General features: G+C 40.3%; 17 protein-coding genes and 3 pseudogenes. 14 read left to right on the top strand and 6 right to left on the bottom strand.

Annotated features, from left to right (window positions below):
• Window positions 1–916 precede the first annotated feature (916 nt).
• Both PHAL_RS23015 and PHAL_RS0111820 read left to right on the top strand, forming a co-directional pair.
• Window positions 917–1,165 carry a hypothetical protein gene (locus PHAL_RS23015; protein ID WP_016708621.1) on the top strand — a complete coding sequence of 83 codons (249 nt, stop codon included), beginning with the start codon at window positions 917–919 and terminating at the stop codon, window positions 1,163–1,165.
• Window positions 1,166–1,299: 134 nt separating this feature from the next.
• A complete protein-coding gene (locus tag PHAL_RS0111820) occupies window positions 1,300–1,917 on the top strand; it encodes a DUF6630 family protein (protein ID WP_016708622.1) in 618 nt (205 codons plus the stop codon).
• A gap of 307 nt (window positions 1,918–2,224) precedes the next feature.
• On the opposite strand, the gene PHAL_RS24565 is transcribed toward PHAL_RS0111820, so the two are convergent.
• Window positions 2,225–2,314, bottom strand: a complete 90-nt coding sequence (locus PHAL_RS24565; protein WP_232321852.1) for a group II intron maturase-specific domain-containing protein — start codon at window positions 2,312–2,314, stop codon at window positions 2,225–2,227.
• A 35-nt stretch (window positions 2,315–2,349) separates the two neighbouring features.
• Between PHAL_RS24565 and PHAL_RS24820 the strand changes: the two are divergent.
• The 3 genes and pseudogenes from PHAL_RS24820 to PHAL_RS0111840 all read left to right on the top strand — a co-directional run.
• Window positions 2,350–2,483, top strand: a pseudogene (locus PHAL_RS24820) (transposase); the annotation flags it as partial.
• Window positions 2,484–2,695: 212 nt separating this feature from the next.
• Window positions 2,696–3,199 (top strand): DUF413 domain-containing protein, encoded by a 504-nt coding sequence (gene maoP, locus PHAL_RS23020; protein ID WP_232321856.1) that lies wholly within the window; start codon window positions 2,696–2,698, stop codon window positions 3,197–3,199.
• Between the two features lie 251 nt (window positions 3,200–3,450).
• On the top strand, window positions 3,451–3,948 hold the full coding sequence (locus tag PHAL_RS0111840; RefSeq protein WP_016708626.1) for a hypothetical protein: 498 nt from the start codon (window positions 3,451–3,453) through the stop codon (window positions 3,946–3,948).
• 60 nt (window positions 3,949–4,008) lie between these two features.
• Here the strand turns inward: PHAL_RS0111840 and PHAL_RS23875 are convergent.
• Window positions 4,009–4,282: pseudogene (locus PHAL_RS23875) on the bottom strand (group II intron reverse transcriptase/maturase); the annotation flags it as partial.
• Window positions 4,283–4,400: 118 nt separating this feature from the next.
• Here PHAL_RS23875 and PHAL_RS24825 point away from each other — a divergent pair.
• The 5 genes and pseudogenes from PHAL_RS24825 to brnA all read left to right on the top strand — a co-directional run.
• A pseudogene (locus tag PHAL_RS24825) lies at window positions 4,401–4,534 on the top strand (transposase); the annotation flags it as partial.
• Window positions 4,535–4,771: 237 nt separating this feature from the next.
• Window positions 4,772–5,320 (top strand): DUF998 domain-containing protein, encoded by a 549-nt coding sequence (locus tag PHAL_RS0111850; RefSeq protein WP_232321853.1) that lies wholly within the window; start codon window positions 4,772–4,774, stop codon window positions 5,318–5,320.
• A gap of 113 nt (window positions 5,321–5,433) precedes the next feature.
• A complete protein-coding gene (locus PHAL_RS0111855) occupies window positions 5,434–6,105 on the top strand; it encodes a penicillin-insensitive murein endopeptidase (RefSeq protein ID WP_016708629.1) in 672 nt (223 codons plus the stop codon).
• Between the two features lie 587 nt (window positions 6,106–6,692).
• On the top strand, window positions 6,693–6,959 hold the full coding sequence (locus PHAL_RS0111860) for a BrnT family toxin (protein ID WP_016708630.1): 267 nt from the start codon (window positions 6,693–6,695) through the stop codon (window positions 6,957–6,959).
• Complete coding sequence (gene brnA, locus PHAL_RS0111865) at window positions 6,946–7,191, top strand: type II toxin-antitoxin system BrnA family antitoxin (protein WP_016708631.1); 246 nt, start codon at window positions 6,946–6,948, stop codon at window positions 7,189–7,191. The genes PHAL_RS0111860 and brnA overlap by 14 nt, the downstream gene beginning before the upstream one ends.
• Before the next feature lie 799 nt (window positions 7,192–7,990).
• Here the strand turns inward: brnA and PHAL_RS0111880 are convergent.
• Window positions 7,991–8,947 (bottom strand): methylenetetrahydrofolate reductase, encoded by a 957-nt coding sequence (locus PHAL_RS0111880; RefSeq protein ID WP_016708633.1) that lies wholly within the window; start codon window positions 8,945–8,947, stop codon window positions 7,991–7,993.
• Window positions 8,948–9,205: 258 nt separating this feature from the next.
• On the opposite strand from PHAL_RS0111880, the gene PHAL_RS0111885 reads away from it, so the two are divergent.
• Window positions 9,206–12,091: a M16 family metallopeptidase gene (locus tag PHAL_RS0111885; RefSeq protein WP_016708634.1), complete on the top strand. Its 2,886-nt coding sequence runs from the start codon at window positions 9,206–9,208 to the stop codon at window positions 12,089–12,091.
• A gap of 157 nt (window positions 12,092–12,248) precedes the next feature.
• Here PHAL_RS0111885 and PHAL_RS0111895 read toward each other — a convergent pair whose 3' ends face one another.
• Entirely contained in the window at window positions 12,249–12,569 is a 321-nt protein-coding gene (locus PHAL_RS0111895) for a helix-turn-helix domain-containing protein (protein WP_016708636.1), read from the bottom strand.
• Between the two features lie 2 nt (window positions 12,570–12,571).
• Window positions 12,572–12,964 (bottom strand): hypothetical protein, encoded by a 393-nt coding sequence (locus PHAL_RS0111900; protein WP_016708637.1) that lies wholly within the window; start codon window positions 12,962–12,964, stop codon window positions 12,572–12,574.
• A gap of 339 nt (window positions 12,965–13,303) precedes the next feature.
• On the opposite strand from PHAL_RS0111900, the gene cysE reads away from it, so the two are divergent.
• Window positions 13,304–14,122 carry a serine O-acetyltransferase gene (cysE, locus tag PHAL_RS0111905; protein ID WP_016708638.1) on the top strand — a complete coding sequence of 273 codons (819 nt, stop codon included), beginning with the start codon at window positions 13,304–13,306 and terminating at the stop codon, window positions 14,120–14,122.
• 82 nt (window positions 14,123–14,204) lie between these two features.
• Entirely contained in the window at window positions 14,205–14,891 is a 687-nt protein-coding gene (locus PHAL_RS0111910) for a hypothetical protein (RefSeq protein ID WP_016708639.1), read from the top strand.
• Window positions 14,892–14,912: 21 nt separating this feature from the next.
• Here the strand turns inward: PHAL_RS0111910 and xseA are convergent, their stop codons facing one another.
• Window positions 14,913–16,247 (bottom strand): exodeoxyribonuclease VII large subunit, encoded by a 1,335-nt coding sequence (xseA, locus tag PHAL_RS0111915; RefSeq protein ID WP_016708640.1) that lies wholly within the window; start codon window positions 16,245–16,247, stop codon window positions 14,913–14,915.
• 135 nt (window positions 16,248–16,382) lie between these two features.
• On the opposite strand from xseA, the gene guaB reads away from it, so the two are divergent.
• The gene (gene guaB / locus PHAL_RS0111920) at window positions 16,383–17,852 is read left to right on the top strand and encodes an IMP dehydrogenase (protein WP_016708641.1); all 1,470 of its coding nucleotides are present in this window, start codon (window positions 16,383–16,385) and stop codon (window positions 17,850–17,852) included.
• Window positions 17,853–17,880: the final 28 nt, after the last annotated feature.

Below are 17,880 nucleotides of genomic sequence, written 5' to 3' on the forward strand. Positions count from 1 at the left end.
CGCTAACACCCAATTTCATTAAACTGCGTACTTTTGTGCGTGCTATTCCTTTGTAAAGAACGTCATTGCCGCCAGTAGCACATTTTATCCTACGGCGTATCCAGTGATCTAAATTCACCGTTAGCTGATAAGCGTTGGTTGTATACCCAGCCGCGTAAATTTTTTGGGTCTAGAATCTGTATCACTCTAAAGCGCAGCGCCTCATACCCTCTTTGTGAATAATTCAACTAAAGATTTTTTGCACAAAGAGAAGGGAATGAGAAGTAAATGAGGATGAACTTGAAGGCTAATATTGATATGTGAAAACACGATGCATTAATAAAGGTAAGCCCATATCACCTCAAATAAGCCAATCAAACACCTGTCATACCTTCCAAAACACCAATTAAAGCAACAGCAAATCTTCTTTTTATATTTTATGTAAAACTGAAGTAACCGATTGAATCAAAATAGGAACTCGGCTATGGTTAATGCATCAATAAAAATAAATTAAAAACGAGTTAATCTACAGGCTCGTTATATGCTAAACGGTTGCAGCCAAATCTAGATGAACATTATAAAGCTTAGAAGATTTACAATTTACGCATTTATTTTCTGGTTCGTAGTATTTCTGTGGTCATTTTATCGGATGGAAACGTGTGGTTATGACTGCGGTATATTTACACTCCATAGTGGGGGCGCAACAGTCTTTTATTATTTGCTATCTTTCTGGCTTGGGTTAGCATCTCTAGCCATTTTTGTTGGTTCTACTTTTTACTTATTCAAACTTAAACGTAAAACCAAATAGAGCAAAATTAAAATAATAAGGTGTAAATTGCACGCATATAAAAAAACATAAACTGGAAAATTACTCGCTGTCGCTCCGTATTTTCCAGTTATATTAAGCGTTATACTGCCCCTGATATTGGAGTGATTCGTGGAAGATAATTACTTAGAAATAGCTCTGATCGTTGCAGTTGTTTTAAATGTCATTGTAACGTTTTTAGTCGCCAAATCTGAATCCTTTGAGAAAGCACAAAAGATTGCTCAAATTGTTATTATTTGGGTAATACCGTTTATAGCATCCATTGGTATTTTAATTTTCATCCTAACCGACAATGACACCAAATTACCCCCTTCTTCACGAGGAGGTGGTGCAAATGAAAAAGTCAGTCAGCTTGAGTAAGTTTACGGCAGTATAACAAGGCAAATTAAAAAGTGCGGACAAAAAACAGTTGGCTTTGTTTGTACCTCACAAATTATAGCCAACTATTTTTAGCCGTTTATTTGCGGCGTTGAATCATACTAAAGGAGTTCAAATTGATTAAAAAGATTTTCAAATCACTTAAGTTTAAATCAACTTATTCAACAGATAAGAATGTTGAAACATTTACTGAAACACCTGTAGAAACTAATCCTTTAATTGAGCTTGCAAAAGTATTATCTGATAACGACCCTGAAGTTCACGAAAGAGTATCGCTTTATATAAATGACAATAATAAATACTTCATTGATAATGAGGAAGAATTGAGCGAACGCTGTATTGAATCAGGTACGGAATTAACCAGTGAAGTTGTATTAATTAACGAATTAAGATGCCGTAACTATATTGCATACATAGACCATTCAGAGGAAGCTGATCGAACTATTAAATACTTAGATTCACTAAGTGGTAACGTTCTTTCAGCTAATAAAGGTTTCGATGATTTAATTTCCGCATATTCTTCCGCGGGGCTACATAATGCGATTGGAAACTTTTTATATAACTCAAAAATAGGACCAATGCCCTATGAGTTCTTGAAAAAGTCAGGATATTCTCTTGCTAACATTGACGAAGGTTCAGACGCATTAGCTTTAATACTTATAAAAAATAATATTACAAATTGTGTTATTGAACTTTCTGGAAGTTCTAACTTAAAGTTAAAGGTTCTTGGATAGGGAAACCAGCAACATAATCGGGTAGCCGGAGGTCTCTATCCTCCAGCCCCCACACCACCCATCATGCGCTTTTTATTTGCAGGAAGTGCAATGGGCGGTTCATCTCCCGTAATGAATATTGATCCAAATATCTCTCAATGACACTAAACCTTGTGGCGCTAAGTAGTCATTGCCTAGCGCAATGTTAATTCCTTTTGTTTTGAGCTGTGGCAAGGGCCTTCGCTTGCAAGCGCCTACTTTTGGTGCAGGTGTACCACAAGCTATGGCGAGTCGTTCGCTAACACCCAATTTCATTAAACTGCGTACTTTAGTACGTGCTATTCCTTTGTAAAGAGCGCCATTGCCGCCAGTAGCACATTCTTATCCTACGGTGTATCCAGTGATCTAAATCCACCATTAAGTAATTAAAATAAAGGTAAATATAGACAGCTGAATATTACCGCTAATAAAGGCATGAGCAAGTTAACCTTACGCGGACAAACGAAAGTGAATGCCTTCACTTCATTCTGCGGCAACTGTATTGCTTAGTTCATAATATAGAAAAGCTGCAAAACACGATGCATTAATAAAGGTAAGCTGCTACCTCTGACAAATAAGCCACTTAAACACCTGTCATACATTCCAAAACGCCCATTAAAGCAACAGTAAATCCACTTTTTATATTTTTTACGTGAAAGTCAGTTGTCGATTGAATCAAAATAGGAACTCGGCTATGGTAAATGCATCAATAAAAATAAATTAAAAACGAGTTAATCTACAGGCTCGTTATGTGGGTGATATGATAGAGAGCGAGCATATTATTCAAGCAAGGAGAAAAGAATATCTCGTTGGCAGAGATATCGAAGGGTTTACTCCTAAAGAGTACAAAATAATTAATTCTAAGGGGTATTGGTTAAAAGCGCTCGCTTCAGGAGACTTGAAGCCAGAAACAGAAGCTCAAGCCAATTTTATTGAAGTTTGTAATGGTAATCGTGAGCCTGAATCAGAATACGAAAAAGCTTGGATGAAGTACCAATCTCTAAATATTGCTTTTCTTATGAGCAAAAAGATCGATCAAGGTAATTTTGAAATCATTCAGGTGCTATCTCAGGAGTTGCCAGATTTAGTCTTTGATACGCTAATTAAATACCTTCGTAAAAAAGAGAATGTTTGTTCTGATTCACCATCAAGACTAAAAATTCAAAAAACGATCATCAAGATACGAAATATTCAGAATAAAGGCAAAAGTCAAACGCGTTTTAATATTACCAATTGGGGAGGGCTGCATGACTTTGGTTTATAAGTCAAAAGTAAAGAAAATAGGACAGGCACAATTTTTTTGCAAAAATGATATAAAATATGTGCCTGTCCTTTTTCACCTTACTTCGGTTGGACAAAAGCAAATATCTAGAAATTCAAAGGGGAGAGAGAGAAAACTTTGCAAAATCAAATCATCCAAGGCACAGTTGATAGAATATAAAAATTAAAGAAAGGTGAGGAAATGGTCTGTCAAAATCGACTTTTTCTACAGCCTCGTTAGGTGCAACTCAGATTATGCTTAAAAACTTCACATTATTTGTAATATTTATCATTTTTTCTAATTTCGTGATTGCAAAAAATATAAATAATCAGAATGTTTTAGGAACTTGGATTATTAATCATAATGATGAACACGTGGATTATAGCGTAATTGAATATCAAGAGAGTGGTGATAAATGTGAAATAGCATTTTCATTAGTTTATTCCTTAGACGTTACTATGTATTGGAATAAGTGGGAGATCATAGATGGCGTAATCCACTCTACCATGCACAATACAACTAGTTTTTTAGAGTATGGTACAAAAGTTGAGGATAAGATTTTAACTTTAAATAAAAATGAGCTATTCGTAGATATGCTTATCCCCGAAGGTGAACATAGCACTGAATATCATTATAAAAATCATAAGGCTAAGTTAGGACAGGTTTGTAATACTGTAAAGAAATACTTTAAAAATAAAAGTAAAGCAGATTCGCACAATGTTGCATCTAATCGGGTAGCCGGAGGTCTCTAATCTCCAGCCTCCACACCACCCATCATGCGCTTTTTATTTGCAGGAAGTGCAATGGGCGGTTCATCTCCTGAAATGAATATTGATCCAAATATCTCTTAATGACGCTAAACCTTGTGACGCTAAGTAGTCATTGCCTAGCGCAATGTTAATTCCTTTTGTTTTTGAGCTTCTACAAGGACCTTTACTGGTGATGCCACATGCAATGGCGAGTCGTTCGCTAACACCCAATTTCATTAAACTGCGTACTTTGGTGCGGACTATTCCTTTGTAAAGAGCGCCATTGCCGCCAGTAGCACATTCTTATCCTACGGCGTATCCAGTGATCTAAATCCACCATTAAGTAATTAAAATAAAGGTAAAAAATAGACAGCCCAATGGGACGGCAGCATTTATTGAAGCAATGGCAAACGTCTAGGCTTTATAGAGCCTGCTCTCATTTAAATAAACAGCTGAATATTACCGCTAATAAAGGCATGAGCAAGTTAACCTTACGCGGACAAACGAAAGTGAATGCCTTCACTTCATTCTGCGGCAACTGTATTGCTTAGTTCATAATATAGAAACGCTGCAAAACAAGATGCATTAATAAAGGTAAGCTGCTACCTCTGACAAATAAGCCACTTAAACACCTGTCATACATTCCAAAACGCCCATTAGAGCAACAGTAAATGCACTTTTTATATTTTTGACGTGAAAGTTAGATGTCGATTGAATCAAAATAGGAACTCGGCTATGGTAAATGCATCAATAAAAATAAATTAAAAACGAGTTAATCTACAGGCTCGTTAGCTGCCAATAGGTAAATTTGAAGTTGGACAATAAATTGACGATTAAACAAGCTCATATCATCTGGATAGCATCTATCGTAAATATCGGTATTGGCATTATTATTCCTGGCTTTGATGTTCTTTCAAAAAGTATCAGCCACGTGGCCCTTGAAGCACCGATATTCGCTTTTATACACAGAGCAATGGATATAGTGATTGGCCTTTCGATGTCACTGTTTGCAGTCGGTCTTTTCAAAATAAGCCCACACAAGTTCTCCGCAGCCTCACTCACTACTTTGCTCCTTGGTTGTAGCATGGTCAGTGCAGGGATTTGGACTTTGGAGTCACCACTTCATTTATTGTACAACTTATCAATCTTTATGATTCTTATACCTGTTTGTACGGCGCTAGAATTTAAGAACATTGTCAAATCGTCAAAATTTGAAGCATTTTGTGTTCTGTTATCTTTATTTCATGTCTTAATGTTTTGGTTAATTTATGCGGGGTTTATTCCTCAACCTTATAATGGCCTAATACAAAGAATTTGGGCCGTACCAACAATGGGATGGTTCGGTTACGCGGCATGGCAGCTAACAAGGCGCTAAACTCGCTCCCTTCGGTCGCTGGGACAATAACACTGCGGTGCTGCGCACTTTATCGCAGTATTATTGCTCGTTAGCTTAGCGTTAGCATTCAAATCATATGAGTCACATATTTAATGAGTAGATTAGTATTAATTACTTTCGTATTGTTCAGTCAAGTTGCTTATTCCAGTACTAGCGTTTGTCATGGCACTACTTCAAATGGAAGTTTAGAGAATGGTGTTGAATTACCAAGTGATGGAAATAATTTCGTCAGTTATAGTACTGTTGCAAGACTAGCAGGCAGAACTTATGTGCATTCTACCGTCAAATCTATCATTATAAACTCTTATAAAAACTTAGAAGAAACTATGCCAAATACTGTATATAAATATGCAGAAACTGGATACGAAAGCGGTGGGAAATTCCGCCCTCATAAAACGCATCAAAATGGTTTGTCTGTAGACTTTATGACACCAGTGAAAAATGAGAAAGGTCAATCAGATCATTTGCCTACAAACCCTTTTAATAAGTTCGGCTACAATATTGAATTTGATTCTTCAGGTAAATACGAAGAGTTTACAATCGATTATGATGCATTAGCAGCTCATATTGTCGAGTTGGACAAAGAGTCTAAAAAGCAAGGTGTTGGTTTGTGGCGGGTGATATTTGATCCAGAATTACAACCACATTTGTTTAAAACTAAGCATTCTGAATACCTTAAAACGAACATTCAGTTTTCTAAAAAACGGTCTTGGGTACGCCATGATGAACACTATCATGTTGATTTCGAAGTTCCGTGTAGATGAATGCTAATCGGGTAGCCGGAGGTCTCCCCCAGCCCCCACACCACCTATCATGCGCTTTTTATTTGCAGGAAGTGAAATGGGCGGTTCATTTCCCGTAATGAATATTGATCCAAATAACTCTTAATGACACTAAACCTTGTGGCGCTAAGTAGTCATTGCCTAGCGCAATGTTAATTCCTTTTGTTTTTGAGCTTCGACAAGGACCCTCGCTTGCAAGCGCCTACTTTTGGTACTGGTGATACCACATGCAATGGTGAGTCGTTCGCTAACACCCAATTTCATTAAACTGCGTACTTTAGTGCGTGCTGTACCTTATAAATAGCGTCATTACCACGTAAATACTTCGTGGGTCTAGAATCTGTATTACTCTAAAGCGCAGCGTCTCTGAACCTCTTTGTGAATAATTCAATTAAAGATCTTTTACACAAAGAGAAGGGAATGAGAAGTAAATGAGGGAAACTTAGCGCTTAGTATTGGCATGGTTAAACCATCAATAAAAATTAATTTTAAACGAGTTATGCTACAGGCCCGTTAGCCATTTTTCACAAAACTTGCGTTTATCATCAAAAAGGTATACTTTTTACTCTATGTATATTTTTGAATATGATCCTAATAAAAGCCAAATTAATCTCGATAAACATGGTATCGATTTTGAGGAAGCTAAATTACTGTGGAATGATCCTGACTTACTCGAGATCCCTGCGAATACCAGCGATGAAGCTCGCTTTGTGATAATCGCATTTCACAACGGAAAACATTGGTCAGCTGTAATAACCTATAGAGATAGTAATATCCGTATAATTTCAGTTAGACGTTCAAGAACTAGTGAGGTTAAATTTTATGAAAGCTTCTGATTTCGATAAAGAATTTGATGATGGCAATGACATTCTTGCTAATCTTGATTTATCTCAAGCTAAACGAACAAAACAAACAACTAAAAGGGTTAATGTTGATTTTCCTGAATGGATGCTCGATTCGCTAGATCGTGAAGCTAGTCGTGTTGGTGTAACAAGGCAGTCAATTATCAAAGTTTGGCTCGCTGAGCGTATAGAGAACTTGAGCCACCATAATATTAAACACGGCTAATCGGGTAGCCGGAGGTCTCCTCCAGCCCACACCACCCATCATGCACTTTTGATTAACAGGAAGCGCAATCGGCGGTTCATCTCCAAGCGCCTAGTTTGGGGCTGGTGATATCACATGCTATGGCAAGCCGGGACTAGAATCTGTATTACTCTTAAGCGCAGCGTCTCTTAACCTCTTTGTGAATAATTCACTAAGTTTTTTTCACAATGAGAAGGAAACGAAGCTAAATACTTGAGCTGACTTATTCTATGTCGCTTATCATTATTGCCCGAAGCCCGAAGCCCGAAGCCCGAAGCCCGAAGCCCGAAGCCCGAAGCCCGAAGCCCGAAGCCCGAAGCCCGAAGCCCGAAGCCCGAAGCCCGAAGCCCGAAGCCCGAAGCCCGAAGCCCGAAGCCCGAAGCCCGAAGCCCGAAGCCCGAAGCCCGAAGCCCGAAGCCCGAAGCCCGAAGCCCGAAGCCCGAAGCCCGAAGCCCGAAGCCCGAAGCCCGAAGCCCGAAGCCCGAAGCCCGAAGCCCGAAGCCCGAAGCCCGAAGCCCGAAGCCCGAAGCCCGAAGCCCGAAGCCCGAAGCCCGAAGCCCGAAGCCCGAAGCCCGAAGCCCGAAGCCCGAAGCCCGAAGCCCGAAGCCCGAAGCCCGAAGCCCGAAGCCCGAAGCCCGAAGCCCGAAGCCCGAAGCCCGAAGCCCGAAGCCCGAAGCCCGAAGCCCGAAGCCCGAAGCCCGAAGCCCGAAGCCCGAAGCCCGAAGCCCGAAGCCCGAAGCCCGAAGCCCGAAGCCCGAAGCCCGAAGCCCGAAGCCCGAACCTAAGCTATCTGCTTTTCAGCTAAATTTAATTCCATTGTCGCTTTTAACAAACGATAAAGGTTAATTGACGCATCAATCTCTTCTTTACGGTTGGTTAAACTTTCAATATTTAGCCCTAGTGGTACATCTAAATGGGCACAACTTTTTAGAATTGAATCTAGGTTCTCGCGGCAAATGCGTACTGATTCGCTTAATGGGTTTTCGGCATCAAGCATGCGCCATTTGGTCGCTTCAGGCACTGAAATACCTAGCCATTGCATAAAGTCTAAGGTTTTCTCACTACCGCATGGGGTGAAAGTCAAAATGATACGGTTTGGCTTAATACCTTGCGCTTTACAGCTGCGAGCATAGCTGGTGATCAAATCAATGGTGTCTTGTGCGTTGTAAACCGCTTGCGAGATAAAAAACTGACAACCTTGTGCGGTTTTTTCAAGTAAACGCTCATGCTCGTTACGTTTACTTGCATGGCGCTCAGCAATGGTTACACCGCCTAGAAAGAAATCATCAGCTTGCTCTGCGAGTGCTTTATAAGCATTAGGTAAGCTTAACTTTATATCGCCATCAGATGATGGGCTGCCAACTAATACCAAGTTTTTTAAATCAAAGTCGTTCTTTGTTTCGTTTAACCACGCTTTAAATTCTGCTTCGCCACGTTGTGCAACACTTTTATAGGTGATCACATCTAGGTGCGATAAGCTGCGTAATAAATGGCTATATTCACGTGGATCAACGGTTTGCTTAAATGGAAAAGGGCGTGGCTTATCAGTACGGCTGCTCTCGTCTTGAATGTCATAAATAACAACACCGTCATACTCTATTTCATGTAAACGGCCTAACAGCTTTTGGGCAATGGTTTCAAGCTGGGCTTTATCGGTACCAATACGCGGTGGAGTTGTGCCAATTAAGTAAACACCCTGATTGGTATCTTCAATTTTCTCTTGTAATGATAAAGCCATAATCCTCATTCCAGCCAATTAACGTTCTATGTTTGGTAATATAGCAGCCATTTAGACGTCTAGATAGATTTTTTTAATGAAACTTTCTCAATGAATATGAATTTATCTCATGTTCAATTGGTTTTTGGGGACAGGCAATACACAACTGTTTACATAATTCATTGGCCTAGGGGTCTTATATTGATTCACTTTGTTGCATAATCATAAAGGTATAAAAATTTTATAACTAAAAAAATATTCAACTAACAAGGGATAACAATGAAATTTAAATTATTAGCAACAAGTTTGGCGGTAACGCTGGCACTAAGTGGCTGTGCAAGTAGCAGCGGCTCTAATATGGTTAAAGAAGTTGAGATTGAACAGTCAACGGTTGCCAGTAGCAATGACCGTGTGTTTTCACAAGATTACCTATTGGAAGAGCTTGAGAATGGTTTACGGGTTATGGTGGTGAAAACTGATTACCCTGATGTGGTATCACTACAAATACCTGTCTCCGTGGGGTCTCGTAACGAAGTGGAAGCGGGTAAAACGGGTTTTGCACATTTTTTTGAACACATGATGTTTAAAGGCTCTGAAAAATTCCCACAAGATGTGTATTCAGACATTTTAAAAAACTCAGGAGTTGATAACCGGGCTTATACCACTAATGACTATACTAATTATCACTTAAACTTTTCAAAGCAGCACCTTGATAAAGTACTTGAGATTGAAGCTGATATTTTCCAAAACTTAACGTATTCAGAAGAGCAATTTCGTACGGAAGCATTAACTGTAAAAGGTGAATACCTTAAAAATAACGCCAGCCCAATTCGCAAGTTACTTTCAGCTGTGCGTAATGAAGCTTTTGACAAGCATACCTATAAGCACACCACTATGGGCTTTTTTGAAGATATCGAAGCGATGCCTGATCAAATGGCTTACGGTAAAGAGTTTTTTGAAAAGTTTTATAAGCCTGAATATGTATCGCTAGTGATTGTGGGTGATGTCGATCCGCAAGAGACGATGGCGATGGTTAAAAAGCACTGGGGTGGCTGGCAAAAAGGTAATTACGTTGCTGATATCCCAACTGAGCCTAAACAACAAGCAGCAAAATATGTACATGAGCAGAATGAAGGCCTACCTGGGCATTGGTTATTAGTGTCGTATAAAGGGGCTGCATGGCAGCCAGAGAAAAAAGACCGCGCAGCCCTTGATTTACTGTCGCAGCTTTATTTCTCAAATAACTCTGAACTATATCAAGAGTTAGTGGTTGATAAGCAAATTGCCAGTCAAATGTTTACCTACAACCCAGATACAAAAGATCCAGGTTTGTTACATGTATTTGTCAAAGTAGAAAACGAAGAAGACTTAGTTAAAGCGCGTGATGCGATCAATAACACTTACGCTAAAGCGCGTACGGAGTTAGTTGATAGCCAAAAACTAGCTGATTTAAAATCAAACTTAAAATACAGCTTTATTAACGGCTTAGATTCATCACAAGCAATTGCATCAACCCTTGCAAGCTACATGCATTTTGAGCGCGACCCAGAAGTCGTAAATCAATTATATGCAACGGCTGACAGTATCAGCGCGCAAGATATTCAAGATATTGCCAATCAGTATTTTGTTGATAGTAGCCGTACTACGGTGACTATGTCGGCGCTTGATACAGTGGCAGGCTTTGAGCAAGAAGTAGACTTAAACTCCCTTGTTGCAAGTAAGCACACAGTACAAGAGCGTCACTTTAAAGTGCTTGATAAAACCAATAGCTCACCATTAATTGATGTTAACTGGTTATTCCACACCGGTGCTGCGGCTGATCCAAAAGGCAAAAAAGGGGTTGCAGCACTAACCGCAGCCATGCTTGCGCAAGGTGGCTCAGAATCTAAGAGCTATAACGATATCAAACAAGCACTGTATCCGTTGGCAGGTAGCTTTGGTTATCAGATTGATAAAGAAATGATTTCTCTGCAAGGGCGTGTTCATAAAGATAATGCGGCTAAATGGTACGCATTGGTTAGTGAGCAGTTACTAAACCCTGGCTTTAGAGAAGATGACTTTAAGCGTTTAAAGAAAGAGCTGATTGATGGCATAAAATCAGGACTTAAAGCGTCGAATGATGAAGAGCTAGGTAAAGAAGTGCTTTACCATAAGCTGTACCAAGGTCACCCGTATGAAAGTTATAACTATGGTGATTTATCTGATCTAGAAGCGCTAACGTTGGATGATGTAAAAGCGTTTTACGCAAAAGAGTTTACTCAGGCTAAGTTAACGGTTGGTCTAATTGGCGCTGTGCCAGATTCACTTAAAACAACCATGTTTGCAGATTTAAGCCAGTTGCCAAAAGGTCAGCAAAGCCGTTTATCAATTCCTGATGCACCAGTGCTTAAAGGTCACCATGCAACAATTGTTGAAAAGTCAGCACAGTCTACCGCGGTATCATTTGGTTTCCCTATTGATACCATACGTAGCAGTGAAGATTGGACAGCACTTTGGTTAGTGCGTTCATACTTTGGTGAGCACCGTAGCTCAAATGCATATTTATATAATCGTATTCGCCAAACCCGTGGTATGAACTACGGCGATTATGCTTATATTGAGTATTTCCCGCGTGGTATGTTCCAAACAAAACCTGACGCCAACCTAGGTCGCTCTGAACAAATATTCCAAGTGTGGTTGCGCCCACTGCGTTCAAATAATGATGCGCACTTTGCAACACGTACGGCTTTATTTGAACTTGATAAGCTGATCAAAAATGGCATGACCGAAAAAGACTTTGACGCAACGCGTAACTTCTTAATCAACTTTGTGCCGCAAATGGTCGCTAGTCAAAATCGTCAATTAGGTTACGCACTTGATAGCGAGTTTTATAACACTGAATCGTTTGTGAAATATGTAACGAGTAAGCTTGAAAAGCTGACTTTAGCTGATGTTAATCGTGTCATTAAAGATAATTTACAAACTGATGATATCCAGTATGTGTTTATTACCGGTGATGGCAAAGATATGCAAAAACGCTTAGCGTCAGAGCAAACATCGCCAATGGTGTATAACGCAGAAAAGCCAGTAGAGTTAGTAGCTGAAGATAAAGTGATTGCTGACTATAAACTGGCAATTCCTGCGAAAAACATCGAAGTAGTTGCAGTAGATAAAGTGTTTCAATAAAAGCGATATAAATTAAGCTAATTAAAGTGCCCCATTTATTGGGGCATTTTTATAACATCGCGCCAATTTTTACACCTAATCCAAAAAGTATAATTGCACTGACGATAAGCACTAACGTGATGTGTCCTCGCGATTCTTTTGACATCGTTTAAACCCCTTATTTCATAATCAAAAATACAGTGATCATACCAAGCGCAAAGCTGGCAATGGACGACAGCGCTAAAATTGTTGTGATACTTTGCGTATTTAAAGTGTGTGTCTGAGCAACTGAAACTGTATTTTCCTCAAGTTTTATTAACTCACCTTGGCGTACTTCTAACACTGCACATAAAGCCATGGTGGTTTCTTTCGATGCAGCACCTTCTTTTTCAACGCGTTGGATGGTGCGTAAACTCACGTCGCAGGCATCGGCAAGTTGTTGTTGAGTCCAATCAAGCTTTTGCCTTAATGCTTTTATAGTTTTGGGGTTAAGTTGCATGGTTATTTCCCCAAAGCTACTGTTGAAATAATATACCCAACAGTAAAGCCAACAACAAAACACCCTGCAATAAAAAGAGCCGATTTTTTAGGATTACTAAATATAGTTGTTTGCTCTAAGCTTTTAACTAACTTTTTATTTTTATAAAGTGAGCACTCAAGCCTCCCAGTTAAAATATTGTGCATTTCAAATTTAACGTTGAAAGTATTACCTGAGAGTTCAAATTGGTGTTTACTCGTGACATTAATACTGCGCTTTTCACTGACCAATTCATCATTAACATAGACTTCTTCTTTGCCAGTAAAGTAACTACCAAAGCAGGCTATTTGATCGTCACCGTCTTGAAAGTAAAATTTATAGCCAAGTTTTTTTGTGTTGAGTATGTCGTTTTTCATCATCATATTCCTTGTTAAGTTGATGATGCTAATTTAGCGATTGTAATTGTTATTTTCGCCGTCAGCTTTATGCCAGTGGTTATTTTGTCATATGACAGTTAAGCTGTCATGTTTGTTACTTTTTGAATTTTAAGCTTTTAATTTAACTTTATAAATTTTTTACTACTATGCTTACTGTCGTTACAACGATTCTTAAATAGGGGCGATTATTCTTGTTTAGGGTTTTTAAGTTTCGTTATATCTAATAACCAGAACAAATAATTACAGTGTTAACACATACGCCATGAAATCCGTTAAACTGCACAAAAGCTTATATTCGTATTAATTAAAGGCCGTCCTATGCGTCATGAAATTTGGCAACAGCTTCGCGCAGAAGCAAATGAAGTCGTTACCCGTGAACCTCTTTTGGCAAGTCATGTGTATTCATGCATTTTAAATCATGAGTGTTTAGGATCTGCGTTGAGTTTTATCGTTGCGAATAAATTGTCTGATGCTGTGGTATCCGCATTTACTATTCGTGAATTGTTTGACCAAGCCTTTGTTGAGTGCGATCGCATGCTTACTCACGTTGCTCATGATATTAAAGCGGTTAAAGATCGCGACCCTGCTGCCGATACTTATTTAACTGTGATCTTAAACTTAAAAGGTTTTCATGCAATTCAAGCTCATCGACTCGCCCATTGCCTATGGTTACAAAACCGTAAAGAGCTCGCTCGCTTTATTCAAAGCCGTACCTCAGAAGTATTTGGCGTTGATATCCATCCTGCTTGTAAAGTCGGCCATGGTATTATGTTTGACCACGCCACTGGTATAGTGATTGGTGAAACTGCGGTAATAGAAGATAACGTCTCTATTTTACAATCAGTCACTTTAGGGGGCACTGGTAATGAAAAAGGTGATCGTCATCCGAAAATTCGCGCAGGTGTCCTAATTGGTGCGGGTGCAAAAGTGCTCGGAAATATTGAAGTCGGCGAGGGCGCGCGTATTGGCGCAGGCTCTGTTGTGCTAAGTGCTGTGCCGCCGCACACCACAGTTGTGGGCGTGCCGGCTAAAATTGTTGGTAAACCAAATTGCCCTTGTCCTGCGCAAAGCATGAACCAAAACTTTTTAGACGTTGACGAGCCGCAAAACGAATCACATACCAGTGCTATGTTATAAACCACCTTTGACAATGCAGCCAAGGTATTGATTACAAATTGATTGTAAGTTATAAACAAAAGCAGTAAAGGAATGCCAAAATATGATGAAAAATAATTTTACTGCTTTATTGTTAGCTTTTATAGCGGGTGTTGCCTGTGCTTCAATATTCTTTGGTGTCATTTTATTCTCTCAATTGGCAGCTATTGCAGATGATGCTCAATCAGAGCAAGCCTATCAAAAGTTTGTAACAGAAGCACAATCTATTAGCCTAGAATCTGTTTCTGATCATGCAGTAAGTAAACACAGCCAAACAGCAGAAGTCGATGTATTAGAATCTTCAACCCCCTCTTCAGATGTAGAAAATACTCGTGCACTTGAAACCCAGTTAGCACAGCTTCAAGTTGAATTGGAAGCGCAGCGAAAGCTGGTAAAAACATATGAAAAACGTCTAACAGCTCCTTCAGATCTTGAACAAGCATTATTGACTAAATTTGACGAACAAAACCGTAACGAAGAGTGGGCTTACCGCACAGAAACAGCCATGAAAGACTTTTTGCAAATGGCCGATCTTAGCATTAGCCCTGAGTTAGTAAGTGCGCAATGTAAAAGTTCGGTCTGTAAATTTGAGCTTGTAGCACCACAAGATATTGATGACTTTGGTCACACTCAGTGGCGTGAGCTAAATGATCAATTGGTCAAACAAGAATTTTGGCAACAATTTACCGTCACCACTTCTAAATCCAGCGATCGCGACTTTTCTTTACTGCTTGCAATAGAATCGGACTAACCCGGCTCTGCTGCAAAATAGTTAACTAACGACCGATTGAATGACCCCATCCGCTAATTCTGTGAGCAGTAAGTCGCCTTGATTCACTTGCTGCGTTGATTTTATTACCTGCCCTTGCTCGTTTTTAGTAATACTATAGCCGCGTGCCAGCACATTGAGAGGACTCACCGACTCTAAGCGACTCGCTTGAAGAGCCAGTGTATTTTGGCTGCTACGTAGTTGTTGCTGCATACTTTGCTGTAAGCGTGCTTGCAATTGTTGTAACTGATGGCCCGCCTGTGCAAGCATGCGATCCGGTGAGCGCTGCATTAAACGCGGCACTAAATTACTTAAGCGGCGTTCATGCTGGTAAATACGTTGTTGCATTGCTTGTTGCAGTGCTAAAAATAGCTCATCTAAACGCTGTGCTTGTTGATTTAATTGATTGCGCGGGTGGCATAATGTTAACCGGTGTTCAAGTGCGGTGGCTGTACTTTGCTTGGCAGATAGCTGATGTTTAAACGCGTTTGCTAAACGCTGCAATTGTTGTTGAATTTGGTTATAAAGTTCACTGCTATTAGGGCTAACAAGCTCTGCGGCCGCGGATGGTGTGGCGGCGCGGATATCGGCCACATAGTCACTAATGGTGGTATCAATTTCATGCCCGACGGCACTAATGATAGGGAGTCTGCTGGCATAAATTGCTCGCGCCAGTAGTTCGTGGTTAAAGCACCATAAATCTTCCAAAGAGCCACCGCCACGGCCTAAAATGAGCACATCAACTTCATTGCGAGCGTTGGCGAGGTTAATTTTATCAATTAACTGCAAATGCGCCTCTTTACCTTGCACCATGGCAGGGTAGATCACCACTTCTAGTTGTGGTGCACGGCGTTTAAGTACCGTTAAAATGTCTTTAATAGCAGCGCCTGTTGCAGAGGTAATAACCCCAACACGATGAACTACACTCGGTAATGGCTGTTTATAGGCTGAACTAAACAAGCCTTCACTTGCTAAGCGCATTTTCAGTTCATCAAACTCTTGTTTTAATTGGCCTTCACCGGCCGCTTCCATGTGCTCGACAATTAATTGATAATCGCCGCGTGGTTCATACAAGGATACTCGTGCACGGACAGTGACTTGCGCGCCGTTTTCAGGGCGATAACGCTGGCCGCGATTGTTACCACGCCACATCGCCGCTTTTACTTGGGCGCGATCATCTTTAAGCGTAAAATACCAATGCCCAGACGCAGGGGTTATGAAGTTTGAGATCTCACCGGTTAAAATTAACGATGCGAATCCTTGCTCAAGCACAGATCTAATTTCTCTGTTTAGTCTAGAAACGGTATAAACCGTTTGCTGCTGGGATGTTATGGCCATAAAACGACTCTAAAAAGCGATGATGGTGGTATTTTATCATAAATAATTGTGAAATCTTATTTACTCATGTCGATAACGCTGATAAAATTTGGCCGCAATTCCTTATACAAGATCCACATGTGAGAAGTTGCCAAAATGCTTAGAATTGCTAAAGAAGCTCTTACCTTTGATGACGTACTTTTAGTACCAGGTCATTCTACTGTTTTGCCACACACGGCAAACATTTCAACTCGCTTAACGCGTGGTATCAAACTTAACTTGCCGTTAGTTTCAGCATCTATGGATACTGTAACCGAAGCACGCTTAGCGATTGCGCTAGCGCAAGAAGGCGGTTTAGGTTTTATCCACAAAAACATGACAATTGAAGAACAAGCTAAAAACGTACGTAAAGTTAAAACGTACGAAGCCGGTATTGTGTCTTTTCCTGTCACTGTGACAGCGGATTTAACTATTGCGGATGCGGTTGCGTTGTCTGAAGAAAAAGGCTTTTCAGGTTTTCCGGTAACGGATGCTGATAATGGTCTGGTTGGTATTGTTACCAGCCGTGATATGCGTTTCGAAACTAAACTTGAGCAACCTGTTTCAACAGTCATGACTAAAAAAGAAAAGTTAGTCACTGTGAAAGAAGGTGCTGCACGTGAAGAAATCTTAGGCTTAATGCACGAACATCGCATTGAAAAAATTCTTGTAGTTGATGATGCATTTAAATTAAAAGGCATGATCACGGTAAAAGATTACCAAAAAGCACAAGACAAACCTCACGCCTGTAAAGATGACCAAGGTCGTCTACGTGTAGGTGCGGCAGTGGGTGTCGGTCCAGGTACTGATGAACGTATCGCTGCACTTGTTGAAGCGGGCGTTGATGTGTTACTTATTGATACTTCACATGGTCATTCACAAGGTGTTATTGACCGTGTTGCAGCAACTCGCCAAGCATACCCAGATTTACAAATTGTAGCGGGTAACGTTGCAACTGCTGAAGGTGCGATTGCTCTTGCTGATGCCGGTGTTGATGCCGTTAAAGTAGGTATCGGTCCTGGTTCAATCTGCACTACGCGTATTGTTACTGGTTGCGGCGTACCGCAAATTACAGCTATTTCTGATGCTGTTGAAGGCTTAAAAGGCCGTGACATTCCAGTTATCGCCGACGGTGGTATTCGTTTCTCGGGTGATATCGTAAAAGCATTGGTTGCTGGTGCATCATGCGTAATGGTTGGTTCAATGCTAGCAGGTACTGAAGAAGCGCCGGGTGAAGTTGAGCTTTATCAAGGTCGTTACTACAAATCATACCGTGGTATGGGGAGCCTTGGTGCGATGAACCAAAAAGAAGGTTCATCAGATCGTTACTTCCAAAAATCTAACCAAGCAGACAAACTTGTACCAGAAGGTATTGAAGGTCGTGTGGCTTATAAAGGCCCAATCGCGACTATCATTCACCAACAAGTGGGCGGCCTACGCAGCGCAATGGGCTTAACTGGTTGTGCAACGATTGAAGAATTAAACACCAAACCTCAGTTTGTTCGTGTTACTTCAGCTGGTATGGGTGAATCACATGTTCACGATGTACAAATCACTAAAGAAGCACCTAACTACCGTTTAGGTTAATCAATATAACGTATTGAAATTACTGGGC

Origin of the sequence: Pseudoalteromonas haloplanktis ATCC 14393, assembly GCF_000238355.1 — a bacterium.
In the GTDB taxonomy this organism is placed as follows: domain Bacteria; phylum Pseudomonadota; class Gammaproteobacteria; order Enterobacterales; family Alteromonadaceae; genus Pseudoalteromonas; species Pseudoalteromonas haloplanktis.